Raw genomic sequence first — 19,750 nt, forward strand, 5'->3', positions numbered from 1 at the left:
GCTTTTACCGCGGCGATGGATCGGCTTACCGCGCCCGACGGCCAGCACCCCGCGGAGTTTTTTGCGGCTTTTGCGGGCTGGATTCCGCTTTCTTGCCGCTTGCGATTTTGCTGTCCGTCACGATCCCAAACGTGATCAGCAAAAGGCCGGCAAGTTTCAATGGCGCGATTTTTCCGGATACGGCGGAATCGATCAGAAATCCCGTCCCAAGCTGGCCGATCAGTACGACGACGGTTGAAAAGGAGATTTTTGCGTTCATCATTCCGTTCAGAATCAGCAACATGGAAAAAAGCCCAAAGAACCCGCCCGTCAGGTAAAGCGGGGGAACCGCTTTCAAGAGGGAGACCGGGTCCGGCCCGAGGTCTCCCGTTGCGAAAATCAAGATGAGGGAAAAGACGGTTCCCTCCAGATAATTAATGAGGGTTCCGTTGACCGTTCCAAGCGATTTTTTTGCCTGAAGGTTCACCATTTTGTTGATCGTGGCGGCAATACCGTTCAGCAGGGCCAAAACCGGGTAAAGTATCACGAAGCGTTCCTCCTTTTCATGAAACAACCATCAGCAGCAGTCCGGCGAGAATCATGCAGAAAGCCGGCGCGCGGGCAAACCGGAACCGGCTGACAGGAGTGTGGAACCAGCCGAAGTGGTCGATCACCGCGGAGGTGACAAGCTGGCCGGTGACCGCAAAGGACATCGTGACGGCGGCGCCGATATGCGCGGTGCTGAGGCTGCTGGTTGCGACAAGGGCAACCCCCAGCAGCCCGACAAAATAGACGTAAACCGGCGCTCCGGACAGTTTCATCTTTTCCCTTTTCACCGCAATCAGGTCAACCAGCAAAAGAATTGCGCCGATCATATGGACAAAGAGGCTGATTTCAAATATATTTAAATAAGAAGCCAGCAGACCGTTGAGGCTTACCATCAGTCCGAAACAGATCCCGCCCAAAAGCAAAAGCAGAAAAGTCACAGCAAATCCCCTCCCATAAGATAAAACCTATTATCACACGGATTTTTCCGGAATGTGATGACGGATGTCATTGCATGCCGATTTTCAGGAAAAAACGGCCCCGGTTCGGCGGCAGGAAAGGAGGTTTTACGATGGAATTTATAACAGCGGGACAGGCGCCGGAGATCGCCGCGAAGGCGGAATCCATCCGGCGGAGCTTTTCAAAACAGGTCTCCGCGTGGATGCGCCTTTGCGTGTTTCGGGCGGGGGAATATCTGTATCGCGAGGGCGACGACTCCGGGGATCTCCTGATTCTTCTGGCGGGAAGCTGCAAGGTGTTTAAAACTTTGGAAAACGGAAAGAACGTTTTGCTTTGCCGGTATGAGAAAATCGAGGTGCTGGGGGAATTTGAGCTTTTCGGCGACCCCGCCGCGAAGACGAACGTACAGGCCCTGACGGACGTCTATTGCATGGCGTTTTCCGTTTCCGAACACCGCGAGAGTCTGCTTTCGGACAATGCTTTTCTGCGGTTTGTTCTCCGCGAAATCGGTGCGAAAGCAGGGCGCAGCAACCTGAATCTGGCCATTAACCTGATGTATCCGCTGGAACAGCGGGTGGCGGGATATATCCTGACCATGCAGAAAAACGGGGCGTTTTCCACTAATTACACGATGCTTTCGGAATATTTGGGGTGCAGCCTGAGGCATCTTCTGAGAACATTTCGGGTCCTGTGTGAGAAAGAAATGCTGAAAAAAACAGAATCGTCATATCTGATTCAGGACGTCGTCGCTCTTGAAGCCCTTGCCGGAAATGTTTACCGGCAGTAAGGAGATAAAATGAAAATTCTCATCGCTTATTTCAGCGGGACCGGAAACACCCGCTATTGCGCGGAATATTTGAAAAAGCGCCTGGAACAGCCGGGGAATCACGTGGACCTGCGTTCTGTGGAACGCCTCCCGGCAAAAGAAGCTGAAAATTACGACTTTCTTGTCGCGGGATTTCCCGTTTATGCCTGTGACGCCCCCGAAATCATCAAACGCTTTTTTGCCGCGGCCGCTTTAACGGCCAGGAAAGGAGCCTATCTGTTCTGCACAAAAGGATTCTATTCCGGGAATGCATTGAAAAACGCGGCGGATCTGCTGCGGGATTCAGGATACAAAATTCTCGGATGGGCCGACGTCGGCATGCCCGGTTCGGACGGTCTGGCTTTTCTGAAACCGGATTCCCGTGCCGCGAAGAAAATGTACGACCGGGACTTCAGCCGCATCGAGCCGCTGGACCGGCTGTCGGAGGTCATTCTGGCGGATGCCGGCAAAACAGGGGACGGCGGCCTGCAGGGAAAGCGGATTCCCAAAAAAATAACGGGGGCCGCGGCAAACGGGCTTTTCCGGCTGGCCTATGCGCCGCTGGAGAAATGGATGACGGCGAAATTCCACGCGGATCAAAACTGCGTCCGCTGCGGCTTCTGCGAAAAAATATGCCCGGCGGGCAATATCCGCGTGACAAAAGAGGGCGTTCACTTTGACGGTTCCTGCTTTCTTTGCATGAGGTGCGTTCATCAGTGCCCGAAAGCCGCCATTCAGATTGGAACGGGAACCGTCGGCAAAATGCGGTGGAAAGGCCCGGACGGGCGGTTTCATCCGCTCGAACGGGAGGATTGAGTGCTTTGCCGGATGATTTCGGCGATCACCGTGGACAGCGCGCCGATTTTTTCGGGTACGACGTCCGCGACGCGAAGGGATGCCGCTTCTTCAAAAGAAACCGCCGGAACGCGCCTGAAAATTGCGCGGAAACAAAAGCACCGAACGCGAATGAATCGCGTTCGGTGCTTTTGTTACTGCGCGTTTAAATTTCCACGGCGATCCTGTCTGCCGGTTCCAGAAGGACCTTTTTGGTATCGTTCAGGTAAGTGCGCTCCGGCAGGCAGATCAGCACGGTGCCGTCGCAATCGACGGGGTACGGCGCGCCGTGCCAGACGCCGGCGCGGAACACAACCAGCATACCCGCCGGAACAACAAAAGCTTTCAGCTTCTCCGGCTCCGGCGTTCCGCTGTTGGCGGGACCGGCGTAAATCACCATGTCGTCATCCATCGGCATCATGACTTCAACGGTAAAGGAGTGGTATTCCACATCCTCAATCACCATCGGCCGCTTGCCGACCTTCAGCGAGCCGAATGCCGCGGGAGCGGCGCTCGCCATGGGCGCCAGCGCCATGTCCCGGTGAAACGCGACCGGTTCCCCGCCCAAGGCGTAGGCTCCGTCCGGGTTCGCGATGTTCGCAAGGTAACCGTACGGAGCCCAGTTCTCCGCGGTAATGGGTTCTGCATGGATCGTTTTCATGGTAAAGACCTCCGTGCCTGTTAATAGGTATAATTGTCGATTTCCACTTTGTCGATTTCCTGGAACGGCGCGAGAGTAGAGACCATCCTGACCGGTTGATCGTAGTTGTTGATGCAGTAGTGTACCTCGTTGGGCTCAATGTGAATGAACTGGCCGGGCTTCATATGGTTTACGACTCCGTCGACGACAATGTCGACCTCGCCTTCCAGAATATAAAAATTTTCTTCCATGATGCGGTGAAAGTGGGCTTTGAAATCCTGTTTAGGCTGAAACTGAACAATCGCGAGGTTCATTCGGGGACCTTTCATCAGGTATTTGGGGCCGCTGTCGCCGAAACGGTATTCTTTGTCTTTCTCGTCAACAATGTACATGATTATTTCCTCCAGTATTTTAAAGACCGGGTGCGCTCCACATGCTCTTGGTCAGATTCTGATTGCTCAGCTCCAGCTGCGCGGCGTACACTTTTCTCCAGTCAGGATAGATTCGCTCGTAGATTTCGTGATTTTTCGGGTCGGGCTGGTAGATTTTGTCCCACTGAACCAGTTCGCCGGCCGCCTCCTGAATGCTGCCGTAAATTCCAACGCCGAAGCCTGCCAGAATCGCCGCCCCGAGCGCGGTCGCTTCCTTGACAACGGGGACCCGGACCGGAAGGCCCAGCACGTCGGCGAGAATCTGACACCAGACGGGGCTTTTTGACGCGCCCCCGGCGAAAACGACCTCCCGCGGCATGTTCCCGGTGGCTTCCCGGACCAGGTCGAGGTGCCCTTTCGTTACCATCGCGGTGTTTTCCAGAATCGCCTTGTAAAAGGTGTAGCGGTTGAACTTGTCGGGATCGAGCTCGAAATTTGTAAATGTGGGGGCGGCGTGCTTCCAGCGGATAAAGTTCATGACGTCGGAAAAGGCGCAGAGCATGCCGTAGCATCCCGCCGGGATTTTTTTGGCTTCCTGATCCATCAGGGAATAAGGGTCCTTCCCGGTTTCTTCCGCCTGCTGTTTTTCAAGCTGGCAGAAACCGTCGCGGAACCAACGCATGACGAGGCCGGGCTTGAACGCCAGCGCTTCGTACTGCCAAAGGCCCGGCACCGCGTGGCAGTTTACCCTGACCCGGCAGTCGGGGTCCGTCTTTGCCTCTGCCGTGTTGAACTCATACTGCCAGAAGCTGCCGCCAAAAATCGCCGCCTGGTTCGGGCCGACGACCCCGACGCCCACGCAGCCCAGCTGCGCGTCGCCCCCGCCGACCACGACGGGCGTTCCAACGGCCAGACCGGTTTCGGCGGCGGCTTGTTCAGAAACTTTGCCGGCCGCGCTGCCGCATTCCTGAACGGGCGGGAAAATATCGGTGCGCAGGCCGCATCTATCCGCAATGGAGGGGTCCCACGACCTCTTCTCCAGGTCGAAAATACCTGTCGTGCTGCCGTTGCTGGGCTCGATCGCGAGTACGCCGGTCAGCTTATAAATCAGCCAGTCGTTAAACATGCCCAGCACGGCGGCTTTCTGATAAATTTGGGGCATTTTGTTTTTAATCCACAGCAGGCGCGGAAGGGCGTCCAGAGCGAACGACTGTCCGGATTCCACGTAGAGTTCCCTTTCAAGCTGAGGATCTTTGCGAATCAGCTCCTCCACCTCTTCCGTGCTGCGGGCGTCCACGTTCGCGCAGGCCCAGATTTCCTTTCCCTCAGCGTCATAAAGGATGATTCCCTCGCGCATGCAGGTGGTTGAAATCGCCGCGATTTCGGCCGGTTCAATCTTCGACTGAGCGAGGACTTCTTTAATGCAGTTCCTGGCCAAAGCCCAGTTGCAGCCCCAGTCGAAATCCATGCTGCCGGGGTACCGGGGGTCTTCCCGGTGCTCCCATTCGTGCTGCGCGCAGCTCAACTGGTTTCCCTTCAAATCAAAAAGCACTGCCCGGACGCTTCCCGTGCCCGCGTCCACAGCCAGCAAATATTTCTGCGACATATTGCCTCTCTCCCCTTTGATACTTACATGATTATTTTATACAGAATTGTCTTCTTCAATCAGCCGTAATGCGGTTTCTTCGTCCGTGATGAGAATATCGATATATTTTCCGCGCAGCGCCGCGCGAATCGCGTCCACCTTGGACGCTCCCGCGGCGACCCCCACCACGTTGTCGAGCTCCCGGAGCGTTTTCAGGGAAGTGCTGATCAACCGGTCTTCCACATTGGTCTGAACGGGGACGCCGTCCTTGTCGATGAAATGACTCAAAACATCCCCGACGGCGCCTTTCATGGACAGATACAGAAAATCGCTTTTACTGAGGATTCCGTTTTCCAAAACGGTCGCGTCGTCCCCCATGCCGCCGATGCCGACCAGCGTCATGGAAGCCAGCCGGACCATGCGGAAAATTTCCCTGACAGACGGTTCTTCCCGCATGGCCGACACCATCTCTTTCGAGGAAACGAGCAGCGGGGTCGGAATCAGGTAAAGCTTGGCGTTAAAGGTGTGCGACTGTGCATTGGGAAGATAGTAGCTGACGCCGCCCGTCAGGGAAACGACGGAAACTGTGAATTCGTTCATGGTGGCCAGATGATTCAGAATCTTGCTGAGCGTATCGCCGTACCCCATATTGATAAAGCAGTTTTCAGAGATCCGGTGGCTGATATACATTGCGGCGGCCTTCGCGATCGTTTCGTTCAGATTTTCACCCATGTGCGGGGTCGGCACTACGAATGTGTCCTTCAGGCCCCACTTGTCGGCAAGCTGGCGCTCCACCTGCATGTGCTGTTCGCCGTCCTGACGAATCTTAAACTGAATAATGCCGTCTTTTTTTGCCTTCTCCAGGATTTTCATGACCCGGATGCGGGAAACACCCAGCTTTTCAGAGATCTGCTGCTGCGTCATATTTTCCATATAGTAATACCACGCGGTCTTGACCGCCAGGATTTCCTCATAGTCCATTGTTTTCATCTCCAAAGAATACTTTACCTTATATGATACAGAATAAAACATTGAAAGCAAGAGCAAAGTTAACAACGTCTAACAAATGTAACTATGTTTAACTTTTGTTGTGATAAACAGTATATCATCATTCCGAATTGGTGTCAATCTCAATTTCTGAAAAGGTTTGATATTTTTGGTGTAAATTATAACAAAGATATGATATTATAGGGAATAAGTTGTTGAATAAAGCAACAAATAACCGGACTGGAATAAAAACAATACTAAAATTCACGGAATACAAAAATGAAAAGTGTTGACATTTGTTTTGAAATATCGTATGATGATGACAAGATAAAAATCAACTGCTCAAACATTTGTCTACTATTACAGGAAACCAGTTTTACATAGTAATCTGCATTTCCTGTGGATGGAGGGGGAAAAATGGCAGAATCCCAAAAAAATTCTTCTGATCAATCGATTATTTCTGTCCGCGGGATTCACAAAGCATTTGGGCTTAACAATGTATTGAAGGGCATTGATCTGAATGTCAATTCCGGCGAGGTGGTTGCGCTGATCGGCGGCAACGGCGCCGGAAAAAGCACCCTGATGAAAATCATCATGGGAATCCATCAGCCCGACCGCGGGGAGATTTACGTCGACGGCGAAAAGGCAGCCCTTACGAAGCCGTCCGTGGCGCTAAGCAAGGGAATCTATATGATTCCGCAGGAGCCGATGCTTTTTCCGAACATGACCGTCGAGGAAAACATCATTGCGGGTTTTCGTGAAAAAGCGGCCGACCTTCATGTAAGACTGGTGAACCAGATGAAGGAGATCGGCTGGGACCTGGACCTGAACCGCAAGGCGAACAGCCTGTCCATTGCCGAACAGACCCTGGTCGAAATTCTGCGCGGGCTGCTCCGAAATTCCCGCGTGCTTATCTTTGACGAGCCGACCAGCGCGCTGACCTTTGACGAGGTGGAGAGCCTTTTTCAGTGCATCGCAACCTTAAAGGCCAGGGGAATCGGAATTATTTATATCACGCACCGCCTGACGGAAGTGTTCGACATCGCGACCCACGTCGCCATTATGTGCGACGGTGTGATTACCCTGAACGGGCCGGTCGGCGACTTTACGCGCGAAATGCTGGTAAAGGGCCTGTTGCCGCCGAACATGGCGGAGCAGAGCGAAAAACGGCAGGTTGTTGAGTACGCAGAACTCGATTACCAAAAGCTGAAGCCTGTTTTTGAACTGAAGTCTTTTTCCGGCTATGGGTTCAGCAATATTAATCTGGAGATCTATCCGGGCGAAATTCTGGGCGTCGCGGGAGTGGTCGGAGCCGGAAGAACCGAACTGGCCACCACCATTTTCGGTATGGATAAGGTCCTTGGCGGAAGCGTCATCCTGGACGGGCGCGACATCACGGGTCTGCCGACCAAAAAGGTTCTGGAGGCCGGCATCAATTATGTGCCGGAGGACCGCCACCTTTTGGGACTGTTTAAAATCAGCGACATTGCCGCAAATACGACTTCGGCAATGCTTTCCGATTCTTCCATGGGAAAAATGTTCCTGAACGGGAAGGCGGAATATGAACTGACCCGGAAATACGTCGACGATTTCAGAATCAAAATCACGGGGCAGGATCAGCTGACAGGCAGCCTTTCGGGCGGAAACCAGCAGAAGATCGTGATTGCCCGGGCGCTTTCCACGCAGCCTAAGCTGATTATTCTGGATGAGCCCACCCGCGGCATCGACGCGGCGGCCCGCGGAGACGTCTATACGATCATTCATCAGCTGAAGGAACAGGGCGTCGCGATTATGCTGATCTCATCCGACATCGAAGAGATTATTGAATTGGCCGACCGTGCCGTAGCGGTCTATCAGGGGCACATCAATCTGGAATTCAACAAGAAGGAAATCAACCAGGATAATTTGATGGCTGCCGCCTTTGGCGTGACCGGAGGAAGGAAGGCGGAAGTATGAACACCGTAAAAAAAATCCTGAAAATACGGGAAATGACCAGTTTTCTGTTTCTCATCGCGCTATTCACGGGAGTCGGAATGGTAAACAGCTCGTTTCTGTCCCCGACCAGCCTTTTGAACTGTTTTAACGACAGCGTTGTCTTTACGCTTCTCGCGGTCGGCATCGCGTTTGTAATCCTGACCGGGGAAATCGATGTTTCCATCGGCGCGATCCTCGGCCTTTCCGCCGCGGTGACCTCCACACTTCTGCGCAATGGAAGCAGCTGGGCCGTCGCGTTCCTTGCCGGAGTCATGGTGGGCGTCGTGACCGGCGTCATCAACGGCTTCGGCGTGGCGGTTCTGAACATCCCGTCGCTGATCTTTACGCTCGGCACCATGGGACTGTTCCGCGGAATGATTTACGTCTATACCGGCGGCGCATGGGTGGAAAACCTGCCGGCGCCCTTCACGATGCTTTCCAAAGCCAAGCTTGTGGGCGACCTGACTGCATTCTATGCCGTCGTGCTGGCGTTTGTCATCCTGGCCCATTATATTCTGACAAAGACACGGCGGGGCAAGTATTTCATCGCCGTCGGCGACAACGCCGCGGGCGCAACGCTGATCGGAATTCCGACCGTGAACACGAAATTTGTCTCTTATGTTCTCTGCGGTGTGTTTTCGGCGGTCGCGGGCATCATCTACTCCTCCCGCATCGGTTTTATCACGCCGACCGCGGGCAACGGATATGAAATGAAGGCAATCGCCGCCTGTGTGCTGGGCGGAATCAGCCTGACCGGCGGTCTCGGCAGCCTGATCGGGGCTTCCATCGGCGCGGTCATCATGTCCTCCGTCAGCCGCATCCTGGTGTTCCTGGGCTTTTCCTCCGATTACGACAATACCATTACAGGAATTCTCCTGATCGTGATCGTGGTTGTAGACGCGGTCTCTCAAAACCGCGCCGCGGTCAAAAACCGCCATATGCGCCTGGCGGCCCGGGCGCAGTCCAAGAAAGGAGACGATCAGAAATGAAAAACTCACCTTTGGAGAGTCTGAAACGGGGCGTGAAAAGCTGGGAATTTGCTCTGCTGATGATCCTTTTCTTGGAATTTGTCATCTTCGGGGCTAAAAACAGCAAATTTTTAAATCCTAATATACTGCTGGGCAGTGTAAACGACATTATCTCCATCTGCATTATCTCTTTGTTCGTTACGTTCGTGATGATCACGGGCGGAATCGACATTCAGGCCGGCGCGATCGTCGGTTTTACCTCCATTATCGTCGGCGTTGTGTGGCAGGACGCAGGACTCAACATCTGGGCCGCCTGCCTGATCGCCGTCATCGCGGCCGCCCTGTGCGGCGCGCTTTCCGGGTTTTTCGTGGCTTACTGCAATGTTCAGCCGATGGTTGTGACGCTGGGCGGCGGCTTCCTTTATTCGGGGCTGGCTCTCTTGGTTTCCAAGCTGTCGGCGACCGAAAGCTATAAAGGAATCAGCGGATTTCCGGACTCTTTCAAACAAATTTCTCAGTTCAAGCTGTTCGGCGTGATTCCGGAGCAGGTCATCATCTTTGCGGTTCTGACGGTGATTGCCTACCTGCTGCTGCATAAAACAAAGTACGGCAGAAAGGTTTTTCTGGTGGGAGTCAATCCGCGGGCCGCGGAGTATTCCGGCATCAACAGCCGGCTTGTGATCATGAGCACCTACGTGCTCTCCGGAATCAGCGCTGCAATCGCGGGAATCGTTCTTACCTCTTATCTTGACACCGCGAAAAGCGATATCGGCGCAACCTTTACTCTTCAGATTATTACGGCGGTTGTTCTGGGCGGCACGCTCAGCACGGGCGGCAAGGGCAACGTAATCGGCACCGCGCTCGCGGCGCTGGTCATCGGAATTCTCCGCTTCGGTCTTCCGCTTTGCTTTAAGATCAACACGCAGTACCTCGACATTCCCGTCGGGCTTCTGCTTCTGATTGTGATTACGGCCCGTTCGCTGGCGGGCAACTCAAAAGTGGTTCGTTTCATGACCGGCGTAATGCCCCGCGGATGGGGGAAGACCGCGGCGCATTAATTTCAAGCGGCTTTTGGTGTAAAAAGCCATATTAATACAAAATTTTGTAGGAGGTTATTGTAATGAAAAAGGTTCTTGCACTTGCACTTGCAGCATCGATCATGGCAACATCCCTTGTCGGCTGCAGCGGCAGCAGCGGCTCGTCCAGCTCCGCCGCGGAGTCAAAGGCGTCTTCGGGGGCGTCCGCTGCCGCGGGAGACAAATCCGTGAAAGGAAAAACAGTTGTTTTTATCCCGAAGCTTACCGGCAACGCGTTCTTTGAATCCGCCAATGCCGGCGCACAGGAATATTCCAAACAGTGGGGCTTCACGGTTGATTACCAGGGCAGCCCGAACGCCGCGGTTGCGGACGAGGTACAGGTAGTCAACAACGCGATCGCCAGCGGCGCGGACGCAATCTGCATTTCCTCCGTCGACGCGACCGGACTTGATTCCGCTTTGAAAAAAGCGAAGGACGCGGGCATGACGGTCGTCACATGGGATTCCGATGTTTCCACGGACGCCCGCACGCTGATGGTTTCCCAGGGAACGCCGGACATCCTCGGCAAAATGCTGGTTGACATGAGCGCCGATTCGCTGACAAAGCGCGGCAAAGACGTGGCCAAAGACGCAATCAAATATTGCTGGCATTACTCACAGGCGACCGTGGCGGATCAGAACTCCTGGCAGGCTGCGGGCGAAAAGTATATCAAAGAAAAATATCCGAACTGGGTCAATGTGGCTCCCGACAACTACTATTCCGAGCAGGACGCTGAAAAGGCCGTTTCCGTCGGCTCGTCCATTCTGGAAGCCCACAAGGACATCGATCTGATCATCTGCAACGACTCAACGGCATTGCCGGGCCAGTGCAAAGCGGCTCAGAACGCGGGCCTGACCAAAAAAGACATCACAATCACCGGCTTTGCTTCCCCGAATTCCATCCGCGACTACTGCAAGGCGAACGTTATTGAGCAGTGGGGCCTGTGGGACTGCGGCATCCAGGGCGCGATGGGCTGCTACCTTGCGGCGTACCTTGCGGCGGGCAACACGGTGAAGGTCGGCGACAAGATCAACATTCCGAGCATCGGCGAGGTTGAAGTTATGCCGAACGACAGTCTGGTTCCCGGAGCAAAAACGACCGATACCAACAACGGCGTCGTCCTGCTTCCGGAGCGCGTTGTTTTCAACGCTTCCAACGTAGACAAATACAACTTCTGATTGACTGTGAACTGACCTTGCTGTAAAAGAAGATCATTTACAGAGTATCAGTAATACAACTAAACAAAGAAGGAGATCTGAAATTATGGCTGACAAGGAAGGACTCAAGGTTGCGAAGGATTATTCCGTAGATGTTCCTTTTGCAAATCAAGGCAGTTTTCATGTTAAGGGCGCGAACAATCTTGATTGGGGTATGAAAAAGCGCTTATCCAATATTTTCGACCCCAAAACGGGCAACACGGTCATGTTTGCCTTTGACCACGGCTATTTCATGGGATCAACCGCGGGGCTGGAGCGTTTGGACCTGGTAATTCCGAAGCTGATGTCCCACGTAGACGTTTTAATGGGAACCCGCGGCGCGCTGCGTTCCTGCGTGCCGCCCGAATGCGGCAAAGCGATTGCGCTGCGTGTCACCTCCGGTTCCTCCATGCTGAACGACGACCTTTCGCATGAAGTAAACGCGGTCGATCTTGAGGACGCGGTCCGAATGAACGCGGACTGCATGGCGGTGCAGACCTTCATCGGCGCAGACGGGCAGCTTTCCAGCATCGACAATCTCTCGCAGATGATCAACGCGGGCTTGCGCCACAGCATTCCGACGATGGGCGTTGTCGCCGTCGGCAAGCAGATGGAGCGCACAGACCGGTTCTTTAAGCTGGCTACCCGCATTCTGGCGGAAATGGGCGCCAATATCATCAAGACCTATTATTGTGAAAAGTTTGAAGAAGTTGTGGCCGGATGCCCGGTTCCCCTTGTTGTGGCGGGCGGAAAAAAGCTGCCCGAAAACGAGGCGCTGACCCTGGCGTACAAAGCCATCAGCGGCGGCGCGCGCGGTCTTGATATGGGACGCAACATTTTCCAGAGCGAGCATCCCGTTGAGATGGCCGAGGCAATCCGCAAGGTTGTCCACGAGGGCTTCAACGACAAAGAAGCCTACGAATTCTATCAGGACGCGATTCACGGATAACCGGATCAAGATCGAAAAAGCCCGTCGGCAGGCACGCTCAAAAGTTTTTGCTTTTGAGCGTGCCTCTGTTTATGTACCGGTTTTGCCGGCGGTGCCGGTGAGACCGGGCTAACTTTGGCGTTCGACAGCATTTCAGGCGGCATTGTTTGAATTGGATTTATCTGGTTGTAATTGGTCCAGTATGGGAATATAATAGTGGAAACGCCGCGGGGGATTCGCGGATGTTTCGAAAACTTTGTGCCGGGCTTTCCCAGATCGATCGCTTGCGGAAATCCGGTCGGGAACGTCATAAAAAGGTATTGAAAACGTGGAGTATTTTGAAAAAACATATCGAAACTGGAGAGTGCTGCTGTTTCGCGCCAATATCATGATTGCGTGCATCATGATTCTGGTGGAGTTCTTCATGTACTTTATCATCCGGGGAAACGGCCTGGCTCTGCCGTCAATGAGAAGGTATCTGTTCCGTTATCTTCTGATTCCGGCCGCCGCGAATACGGGTGCGATTCTATCGGGATATCTGCTGATGAAGCGAAGGCCGAATTCCGAACTGGTGAACTATATCCCGCCGGTTCAGCTGGCGTTTATCTGCATGGTCGCAGCAAGCGTTCATTATATTTTTTCCATCACGTTCGGCATCTTCGGCATCCCGATTTTTACGACGGTGATTTACAGTGATCAAAAGCTGACCAACCGCGTCGGCCGTGTTTGCTATTTGTTTTTGACGGTTTCCCTGATTTTCAGAAGGCTTTCTCCGCCGGAATTCGGAAAGGATCATTTTTTCGCGGAGGAGGCCATCATCGCTTTTGTCATTGTTTTTCTGTGCGAAAAAGTCTGCAATGTCATCATAGAGTTTCAGGAGGAAAAAAGCGGGATCCTCGAGCGGAGCTACCTCAGTCAGCTGAAAATGCAGGACCAGCTGAACAGGGACCAGAAAACCGGCCTTTACGGCAACACAATCTTTATGAATACGTTGGACTGCATGGTAAGATCCTCTGCCGAAACAGGGGATAAGATTGCTCTGGCGGTGATGGACATCGACGATTTCAAAAAGGTCAACGACACGTTCGGCCATTTAAACGGCGACAGCGTGATTCATGCGATTGCGGAACTGATGAAACAAAACGTGGATTCGAACCGCTTTACGGCAAGGTTCGGCGGCGAGGAATTCGCGGTGATTTTTACGGGCGACGCGGCGGACGAAGCCGGCCTCTTTCTGGAGAGATTCAGGCTCGAATTTGAAAGGCTGACCTATGGGTTTACCCGGGAACCCATTACCGTCAGCATCGGGCTGGCGGTGTGGGAGAGCGGCTGGACTTCGGAAGAGCTTTTCAACTATGCGGACACAGCCCTGTACGCCGCGAAAGACAAGGGCAAAAACCGGGTCGAGATTTTTCAGGAGATTTAGCAGGTGAACCGTGCCAAACAAAACGGAAAGGATTGAGCTTTATGAATCTGATTCCCTTGAAACTCAGCGTTACAACATGCTACCTGATTAGGGCGGGCGAAAGATACGTTCTGGTCGACACCGGTTACGAGGAGGACTGGGAGCTGTTTCAGAACAGACTGAGAGAGGTGAACGTAAGCCTTTCGCAGATCAGCCACCTGATTCTGACCCATCATCACGACGACCACTGCGGCCTGCTTTTTCCCATCCTGCGGGAGAACGGCTCGGTGCGCGTCGTCATGTCGGATTTCTGCGCCGAGCTGATCCAAAAGGGAGAAAACGACCTGACCCACGGGGGCGGGCTTTTGAACCGGAGGGTCGCCTTCCTGCTGCGGCACAAGCAGCTTTATGTTTCGCTGATCCTCCGTAAAAAGGTCGACCGCTCGAAAAATCTGAAATTCGCGCCGTATGTCCCGCGGGAAAGCGATCTGATTGTGACGGGGGAGCCGACCCTGAGGGAAATCGGGATTCCGCTGGAGGGTAAGATCCTGCGCACGCCCGGGCACACGGTGGATTCCATTTCGATTCTGTTCCCGGACGGGGACTGCCTTGCGGGCGACGCCGCAGCCGACATGCTGGCGTTTGCGGGTACGAAAAACTGCGTGATTTTTATCTGCAGCCTGCCGCAGTATTATAAAAGCTGGGAAAAGCTCATCGGGGCGGGCGCTCTGCGGATTTTTCCGGCGCACGGAAAGCCGTTTTCCGTTAACAGGCTGATTGCCAATCTGGGGAAAAATAAGCAAAAGAATCTCGTACAGAATCAGTAGGAAAATCAACAGGAATCAGGGAGCGATGATATGAAATATATTCTGGACCAGTTAAAACAACTGACTGCGATCGACAGCCCGAGCGGATTTACCAACGACGTGACCCGGCACACGATGGAGCAGTTTGAAAAGCTCGGCTTCAAGCCGTATCTGACCAACAAGGGATGCGTTGTGTGCGACCTGGGCGGCGAGGGAAATCCGGTGATTCTTTCGGCGCATATCGATACGCTCGGCGGCATGGTTGCGGAGGTGAAGAAGAACGGCAGACTGCGCATCACAAACATCGGCGGCCTGAACGCGAACAACTGTGAAACCGAAACCTGCCGCATCCGCACGCGCGGCGGAAAGACCTATGAGGGAACCCTTCAGATGAACGACCCGTCCATTCACGTCAACAAAAAATTCTCCGAACAAAGCAGGACCTTTGAAGAGATGGAGGTCGTGATCGACGAGGATGTGAAGGAGAAAAAGGATACCGAGGCGCTTGGAATCCATACCGGTGATTTCGTCTGCTTCGACCCGCGCACGGTGGTGACGAAAAGCGGATATATCAAAAGCCGCTTTTTGGACGACAAGCTGTCCGTCGCGATTCTTCTGGGCCTTGCGAAGCGAATCGGCGAAAAAAAGCTGATCCTGAACCGGAAGGTTTACGCCTTTATCACGGTTTATGAGGAAGTGGGCCACGGGGCCTGCGGCGCTCTGCCCGCCGACGCGAAGGAAATCATCAGCGTCGACATGGGCTGCGTGGGCGAGGGCCTTGCCTGCACCGAACGCATGGTCAGCATTTGTGCCAAGGATTCCAACGGGCCGTATGATTACGAGGTCACGACGGAGCTGGTTCGGTGCGCGGAGCAGGAAAAGCTCGGCTATGCCGTGGATATTTACCCCTACTACGGCTCCGACGCGGACGCCGCGCTTGCGGCGGGCTACGACCTGAAGCACGGATTAATCGGGGCCGGGGTTTATGCTTCCCACGGGTACGAGCGTTCCCATACCGACGGCGTGAAAAATACGCTCAGGCTGCTGGAACGGTACCTCGGAAAGGACTGACATGAAAATACGGTATTACCCCGTGCCGGGGGGCGCCGCCATTCTTTCCTGCACCGGAACCGAAAGCAACGTCCGTATTCCGGAGAAAATCGGCGGACAGCCGGTGACAGGAATCGCTCCTTACGCGTTTTCTTCCAAGGAGGCCGCGCAGGCGCGCCTGCCCGCGGGGACGGAGCTTCTGGAAGCCCCGGACGGCGTCCCGGAGGCGCCCGGCCGCGAGCGGTATCTCGGAGGGGAATTCCTGCGGGAACTTTTGCTGCCGCCCGGAATCCGGTCCATCGGGGAATACGCGTTTTATAACTGCACCGGTCTTTCGCGCGTCGGCCTTTGCGCGGGGCCGGCGCTGGTCGGCAACGGGGCTTTTATGAATTGCCGGGGTCTTAAAGAAATTCTGGTTGCGGGTCCTTCGGTCGCGCCGACCTGTCTGCCCGGCCTTCTGGAAGATATCCAGCAGGAGGTGCGCGCCGTATTCCGCTCCAAAGAGGGCGATTCCGTCTGGATTTTTCCGGAATACTATGAAGAGTCCGTCGAAAACGGCCCCGCGCGCATCTTTGAGCATTTTATCCACGGGGCGGGCTTTCGCTACCGACAGTGCTTTTGGGAGGATAAACTCGACGCGGAAAGTTACGACGCCCAGTTTCCAATCGCCCGGAGTGAGACTAACCCGGAAACGCTGCTGAGAATCGCTTTGGAAAGGCTCCGCCGTGCGGTTCGCCTGACGGCGGCCGCGAAGGGACGGTACCTGGCCTTTCTGAAAGAAAAATCGGCGGACGCCGCAAGTCTCCTTCTCCGTGACGACGACCCGGAGGGCCTTTCTTTTCTGGCGGAGCGCGGAGCTTTCACAGCGGAAAGCATCGGCCGCGCGGTTGAGGAAGCCGCGCGGCTGGAACGGGCGCGGTGCCTCAGCGTTTTGCTTCAGGAACGGCACGAGCGGTTTGCCGCGAAGAAAAAGACGTTCGACCTGTAAGGCTTTTAAAGCGGTCGAAATACAAGAAAAAAGTCTCTTATGTCTCTGTCCGCGCGGAGAATCCAAAAGACAAATCTGAGTTGATTGAATCACAATACGCCGGCATCACCGGTTCGTTTGACGGGAATGCAGGCCTACATCCAGAGGGTTGCGGAGGGTCACAGTGGAAGACAATACATTGGAGCGGATGCAAAAAATCGGCGGACAGATTCTGACGGCGTCGCGGACGGAGCTGTATCTTCAAATGCGCTTTCTCGACGTCGCGCTCAGCGCGCTTTCCTATGAAATGACACCCGGCGCGCGGTTTATGGGAACGAACGGGACGAGCCTGTTTTACGACCCGGACCGTCTGTTTTACAGTTACCGCCGCAATCCGGTTCTGGTCAACCGCGTGTATCTGCATCAGGTGCTGCACTGTGTGTTCCGCCACCTTTGGAAAAAGCCAGGGCAGGACCGCGGATTGTGGGACCTTTCCTGCGACATCGCGATGGAATCCGTTCTGGACGGTATTTCGCAGCGCTGCGTGCGGCAGCCGCCCTCCTGGTTCCGGAGGAATTTTTACGGTACGATGCGGGAAACACTCAAGGTTCCCACAGCGGAAAAAATCTATGAAATGCTGCAGAAGATGCACCCGACCGACGACGTGCGTGTTCAGCTGGAACGGGAATTCCGAATCGACGACCACTCCTTCTGGCCGGACCCGGGTAAACGCCCGCCCGCCGGCGCGCCGAACCCCCGGCAGAAATGGGAAGAGATCAGCCGGAAGATGCAGACCGGCATGGAAACGCTCGCGCAGGACCCCGCCGAGCACGCAAAAGCTCTGCTTTCGCAGGTTCAGGTGGAAAACCGGGAACGGTACGATTACCGCCGTTTTCTTCAGAAATTCGCCGTGCTGAGGGAAGAGCTGCGTCTGGACCCGGATTCCTTCGACCCGGGCTTCTATTCCTACGGGATGCGCCTTTACGGCAATCTGCCGCTGATAGAACCGCAGGAAACGCGCGAAACCCGAAAAGTCGAGGAGTTCGTCATCGCGGTCGACACCTCGATGTCCTGCTCCGGCTCGCTGGTGCGTTCGTTTCTGGAGCAGACCTATTCCATCTTAAAAGATACGGAGAGCTTTTTCAGAAAGATCAATATCCATATCATCCAGTGCGATGAAACCGTCCGCTCCGACCGTAAAATCACGAATGAAGAGGAACTGCGCGGCTACATGGAGCATTTCGAGCTGATCGGCAGCGGCGGCACCGATTTTCGCCCGGTTTTCCGCTATGTGGACGAGCTGCTGCGGCAAAAGGAGTTCCGCCGCTTGAAAGGCCTCATCTATTTTACCGACGGCCGGGGCGTCTTCCCGAAGCAGCGGCCGCCTTATGACGCCGCGTTTGTCTTTCTGCGGGAGGACTTCACCGACGCCGACGTGCCGCCGTGGGCGATGAAGCTGATTCTGGAGCCGGGCGATCTGGAGAAGGAAACGGGCGCGGCGGAGGAAAACCAAGACGAAGACTGGGAGGATTTGCCCCACTATGAATATTAAACAGGCGAAAGAAGAGATTCAGAATACCGTCCGGGCGTATCTGCAGCGGGATGAAAACGGCAATTACCGCATTGAGCCGGTTCGTCAGCGCCCGATGCTGTTAATGGGGCCTCCCGGCGTCGGCAAAACACAGATCATCGAGCAGGTTGCGCGGGAATGCGGGGTGGCGCTTGTGGCCTACACCATTACGCACCACACGCGGCAGAGTGCCGTCGGACTCCCGTTCATTCAGAAAAAATCCTATGGCGGCAGGGAATACTCCGTCACGGAATACACCATGAGCGAAATCATCGCTTCCGTCTATGACAAAATGGAGCAGACGGGCATTGCCGAGGGTATCCTGTTCATCGACGAGATCAACTGCGTTTCCGAAACGCTGGCTCCCACCATGCTGCAGTTTTTGCAGGGGAAGACGTTCGGAAACCAGAAAGTGCCGCAGGGCTGGGTCATCGTCGCCGCAGGGAATCCGCCGGAATACAACCGCTCCGCGCGGGAATTTGACATTGTAACGCTGGACCGGGTGCGGAAAATCGATGTGGAACCGGACTTTTTCGCCTGGAAGGAGTACGCTTACCGTCAGTCGATCCACGGAGCCATCCTGTCCTATCTGGAAATCCGGAAAGAAAATTTCTACCGGATTGAAACGACGCCGGACGGAGTCGCGTTCGCGACGGCGCGCGGATGGGAAGACCTTTCCGAAATGATGAAGATGTGCGAAAGCCTCGGGCTTGAAGTCGGACAGGACCTTGTCTTGCAGTATATCCAAAACCCGGCGGCCGCCAAGGACTTCGCCAACTATTATGAGCTTTACAAGAAATACCGGGAAGATTACCGTGTCGATGAAATACTGAACGGGAACATTTCGGAGCGTGCGGTCGCGATGCTGCAAAAGGCGCAGTTTGACGAAAAGCTGAGCGTGATCGGCCTGCTGCTGAGCCGCCTGAATGAAAAATTCCGCGAAGCGTTCCTGACCGACCGGCTGACGGAGGCGGTCTTCGGCCGGTTGAAGGAATGGAAGAAAAAATTAGAGGATCAGGCTGTTGAGCCGGAGACCGCGCTCCGGCAGCTTGCGCGGGAAGCGGAGGATTCGCTGAACCGGAGAAAGGAAAACGGGCAGACCGGCCGGGATGAGGAAGCGGCGGAATACGGCTGTGTCCGCCTGCTGGAACAATACGCGCGGGAGCTGATCACCGCAGGACCTGAAACGCCGGAAGCCGCGTTCGCGTTTGTCAGGGAGCGGTTTGCGGAGCAGACCGGGCGCAGAAGTACGGAAATCGACCGGGTCTCTGCCATGCTGAACCGCGCGTTTGATTTTATGGCGGTGACGTTCGGCGAAAGCCAGGAGATGGTCGTGTTTGTCACGGAGCTGACGGTCGGGTTTTACAGCTCTAAATTTATTCTGGAAAACGGCAGCGAGCCGTATGACCGCTTGAACCGCAAACTGCTGCTCGGCGACAAAAGGCGGGAAATCTTAACGGAAATCGACGGCCTTTCCACCTAAACGGGGGGATTGCCGAAAAATCGGGGGTGAGAACCATGCGGCGTGCGCCGTTTCTTATGATGAATGCTTTCACTCTGTACAAGGTCTGACAAAGGGCGATGCCGGTACAGAGCGTAATGAT

General features: G+C 54.6%; 20 protein-coding genes. 14 read left to right on the forward strand and 6 right to left on the reverse strand.

The genetic code is table 11. The features are described 5' to 3' along the window. Positions 1 to 25: 25 nt before the first annotated feature. Both ACLQ3M_RS08295 and ACLQ3M_RS08300 read right to left on the reverse strand, forming a co-directional pair. Positions 26 to 526: a DMT family transporter gene (locus ACLQ3M_RS08295; protein WP_411677230.1), complete on the reverse strand. Its 501-nt coding sequence runs from the start codon at positions 524 to 526 to the stop codon at positions 26 to 28. 16 nt (positions 527 to 542) lie between these two features. Beyond that, positions 543 to 965, reverse strand: a complete 423-nt coding sequence (locus tag ACLQ3M_RS08300) for a DMT family transporter (RefSeq protein ID WP_411677231.1) — start codon at positions 963 to 965, stop codon at positions 543 to 545. A gap of 131 nt (positions 966 to 1,096) precedes the next feature. On the opposite strand from ACLQ3M_RS08300, the gene ACLQ3M_RS08305 reads away from it, so the two are divergent. The 3 genes from ACLQ3M_RS08305 to ACLQ3M_RS08315 are packed head-to-tail and all read left to right on the forward strand — an operon-like array spanning position 1,097 to position 2,793. Then, positions 1,097 to 1,771 (forward strand): cyclic nucleotide-binding domain-containing protein, encoded by a 675-nt coding sequence (locus ACLQ3M_RS08305; protein ID WP_411677232.1) that lies wholly within the window; start codon positions 1,097 to 1,099, stop codon positions 1,769 to 1,771. Positions 1,772 to 1,780: 9 nt separating this feature from the next. Then, positions 1,781 to 2,605, forward strand: a complete 825-nt coding sequence (locus ACLQ3M_RS08310) for an EFR1 family ferrodoxin (protein ID WP_411677233.1) — start codon at positions 1,781 to 1,783, stop codon at positions 2,603 to 2,605. A gap of 5 nt (positions 2,606 to 2,610) precedes the next feature. Continuing rightward, on the forward strand, positions 2,611 to 2,793 hold the full coding sequence (locus ACLQ3M_RS08315) for a hypothetical protein (protein WP_411677234.1): 183 nt from the start codon (positions 2,611 to 2,613) through the stop codon (positions 2,791 to 2,793). On the opposite strand, the gene ACLQ3M_RS08320 is transcribed toward ACLQ3M_RS08315, so the two are convergent. The 4 genes from ACLQ3M_RS08320 to ACLQ3M_RS08335 are packed head-to-tail and all read right to left on the reverse strand — an operon-like array spanning position 2,790 to position 6,200. After that, entirely contained in the window at positions 2,790 to 3,284 is a 495-nt protein-coding gene (locus ACLQ3M_RS08320; RefSeq protein WP_411677235.1) for an ureidoglycolate lyase, read from the reverse strand. The genes ACLQ3M_RS08315 and ACLQ3M_RS08320 overlap by 4 nt on opposite strands. 20 nt (positions 3,285 to 3,304) lie before the next feature. Next, positions 3,305 to 3,655 carry a cupin domain-containing protein gene (locus ACLQ3M_RS08325; protein ID WP_411677236.1) on the reverse strand — a complete coding sequence of 117 codons (351 nt, stop codon included), beginning with the start codon at positions 3,653 to 3,655 and terminating at the stop codon, positions 3,305 to 3,307. A gap of 19 nt (positions 3,656 to 3,674) precedes the next feature. Next, complete coding sequence (lsrK, locus tag ACLQ3M_RS08330) at positions 3,675 to 5,240, reverse strand: autoinducer-2 kinase (RefSeq protein ID WP_411677237.1); 1,566 nt, start codon at positions 5,238 to 5,240, stop codon at positions 3,675 to 3,677. A 36-nt stretch (positions 5,241 to 5,276) separates the two neighbouring features. Then, positions 5,277 to 6,200, reverse strand: coding sequence for a sugar-binding transcriptional regulator (locus ACLQ3M_RS08335; RefSeq protein WP_411677238.1), 924 nt, complete (start codon positions 6,198 to 6,200; stop codon positions 5,277 to 5,279). A 423-nt stretch (positions 6,201 to 6,623) separates the two neighbouring features. On the opposite strand from ACLQ3M_RS08335, the gene ACLQ3M_RS08340 reads away from it, so the two are divergent. The 11 genes from ACLQ3M_RS08340 (at position 6,624) to ACLQ3M_RS08390 (ending at position 19,629) form a co-directional block, all read left to right on the forward strand. After that, entirely contained in the window at positions 6,624 to 8,162 is a 1,539-nt protein-coding gene (locus ACLQ3M_RS08340; RefSeq protein ID WP_411677239.1) for a sugar ABC transporter ATP-binding protein, read from the forward strand. Next, complete coding sequence (locus ACLQ3M_RS08345) at positions 8,159 to 9,169, forward strand: ABC transporter permease (RefSeq protein WP_411677240.1); 1,011 nt, start codon at positions 8,159 to 8,161, stop codon at positions 9,167 to 9,169. The genes ACLQ3M_RS08340 and ACLQ3M_RS08345 overlap by 4 nt, the downstream gene beginning before the upstream one ends. Further along, complete coding sequence (locus ACLQ3M_RS08350) at positions 9,166 to 10,206, forward strand: ABC transporter permease (RefSeq protein WP_411677241.1); 1,041 nt, start codon at positions 9,166 to 9,168, stop codon at positions 10,204 to 10,206. Before ACLQ3M_RS08345 ends, ACLQ3M_RS08350 begins: the two co-directional genes overlap by 4 nt. A 62-nt stretch (positions 10,207 to 10,268) precedes the next feature. Then, positions 10,269 to 11,402: a substrate-binding domain-containing protein gene (locus ACLQ3M_RS08355; RefSeq protein ID WP_411677242.1), complete on the forward strand. Its 1,134-nt coding sequence runs from the start codon at positions 10,269 to 10,271 to the stop codon at positions 11,400 to 11,402. Positions 11,403 to 11,487: 85 nt separating this feature from the next. After that, a complete protein-coding gene (gene lsrF / locus ACLQ3M_RS08360) occupies positions 11,488 to 12,369 on the forward strand; it encodes a 3-hydroxy-5-phosphonooxypentane-2,4-dione thiolase (protein ID WP_066644560.1) in 882 nt (293 codons plus the stop codon). Between the two features lie 307 nt (positions 12,370 to 12,676). Then, on the forward strand, positions 12,677 to 13,774 hold the full coding sequence (locus tag ACLQ3M_RS08365; protein WP_411677243.1) for a GGDEF domain-containing protein: 1,098 nt from the start codon (positions 12,677 to 12,679) through the stop codon (positions 13,772 to 13,774). 41 nt (positions 13,775 to 13,815) lie between these two features. Beyond that, positions 13,816 to 14,580, forward strand: a complete 765-nt coding sequence (locus ACLQ3M_RS08370; RefSeq protein ID WP_411677244.1) for an MBL fold metallo-hydrolase — start codon at positions 13,816 to 13,818, stop codon at positions 14,578 to 14,580. 30 nt (positions 14,581 to 14,610) lie between these two features. Then, positions 14,611 to 15,630, forward strand: a complete 1,020-nt coding sequence (locus ACLQ3M_RS08375; protein WP_411677245.1) for a M42 family metallopeptidase — start codon at positions 14,611 to 14,613, stop codon at positions 15,628 to 15,630. 1 nt (position 15,631) lies between these two features. Beyond that, positions 15,632 to 16,597, forward strand: a complete 966-nt coding sequence (locus tag ACLQ3M_RS08380; protein ID WP_411677246.1) for a leucine-rich repeat protein — start codon at positions 15,632 to 15,634, stop codon at positions 16,595 to 16,597. 163 nt (positions 16,598 to 16,760) lie between these two features. Then, positions 16,761 to 18,128, forward strand: a complete 1,368-nt coding sequence (locus ACLQ3M_RS08385; protein WP_411677247.1) for a VWA-like domain-containing protein — start codon at positions 16,761 to 16,763, stop codon at positions 18,126 to 18,128. Then, entirely contained in the window at positions 18,118 to 19,629 is a 1,512-nt protein-coding gene (locus ACLQ3M_RS08390; RefSeq protein WP_411677249.1) for an AAA family ATPase, read from the forward strand. The genes ACLQ3M_RS08385 and ACLQ3M_RS08390 overlap by 11 nt, the downstream gene beginning before the upstream one ends. The last annotated feature ends 121 nt before the right edge of the window (positions 19,630 to 19,750 follow it).

It is taken from the genome of Caproicibacter sp., from assembly GCF_046707225.1.
GTDB lineage: Bacteria > Bacillota > Clostridia > Oscillospirales > Acutalibacteraceae > Caproicibacter.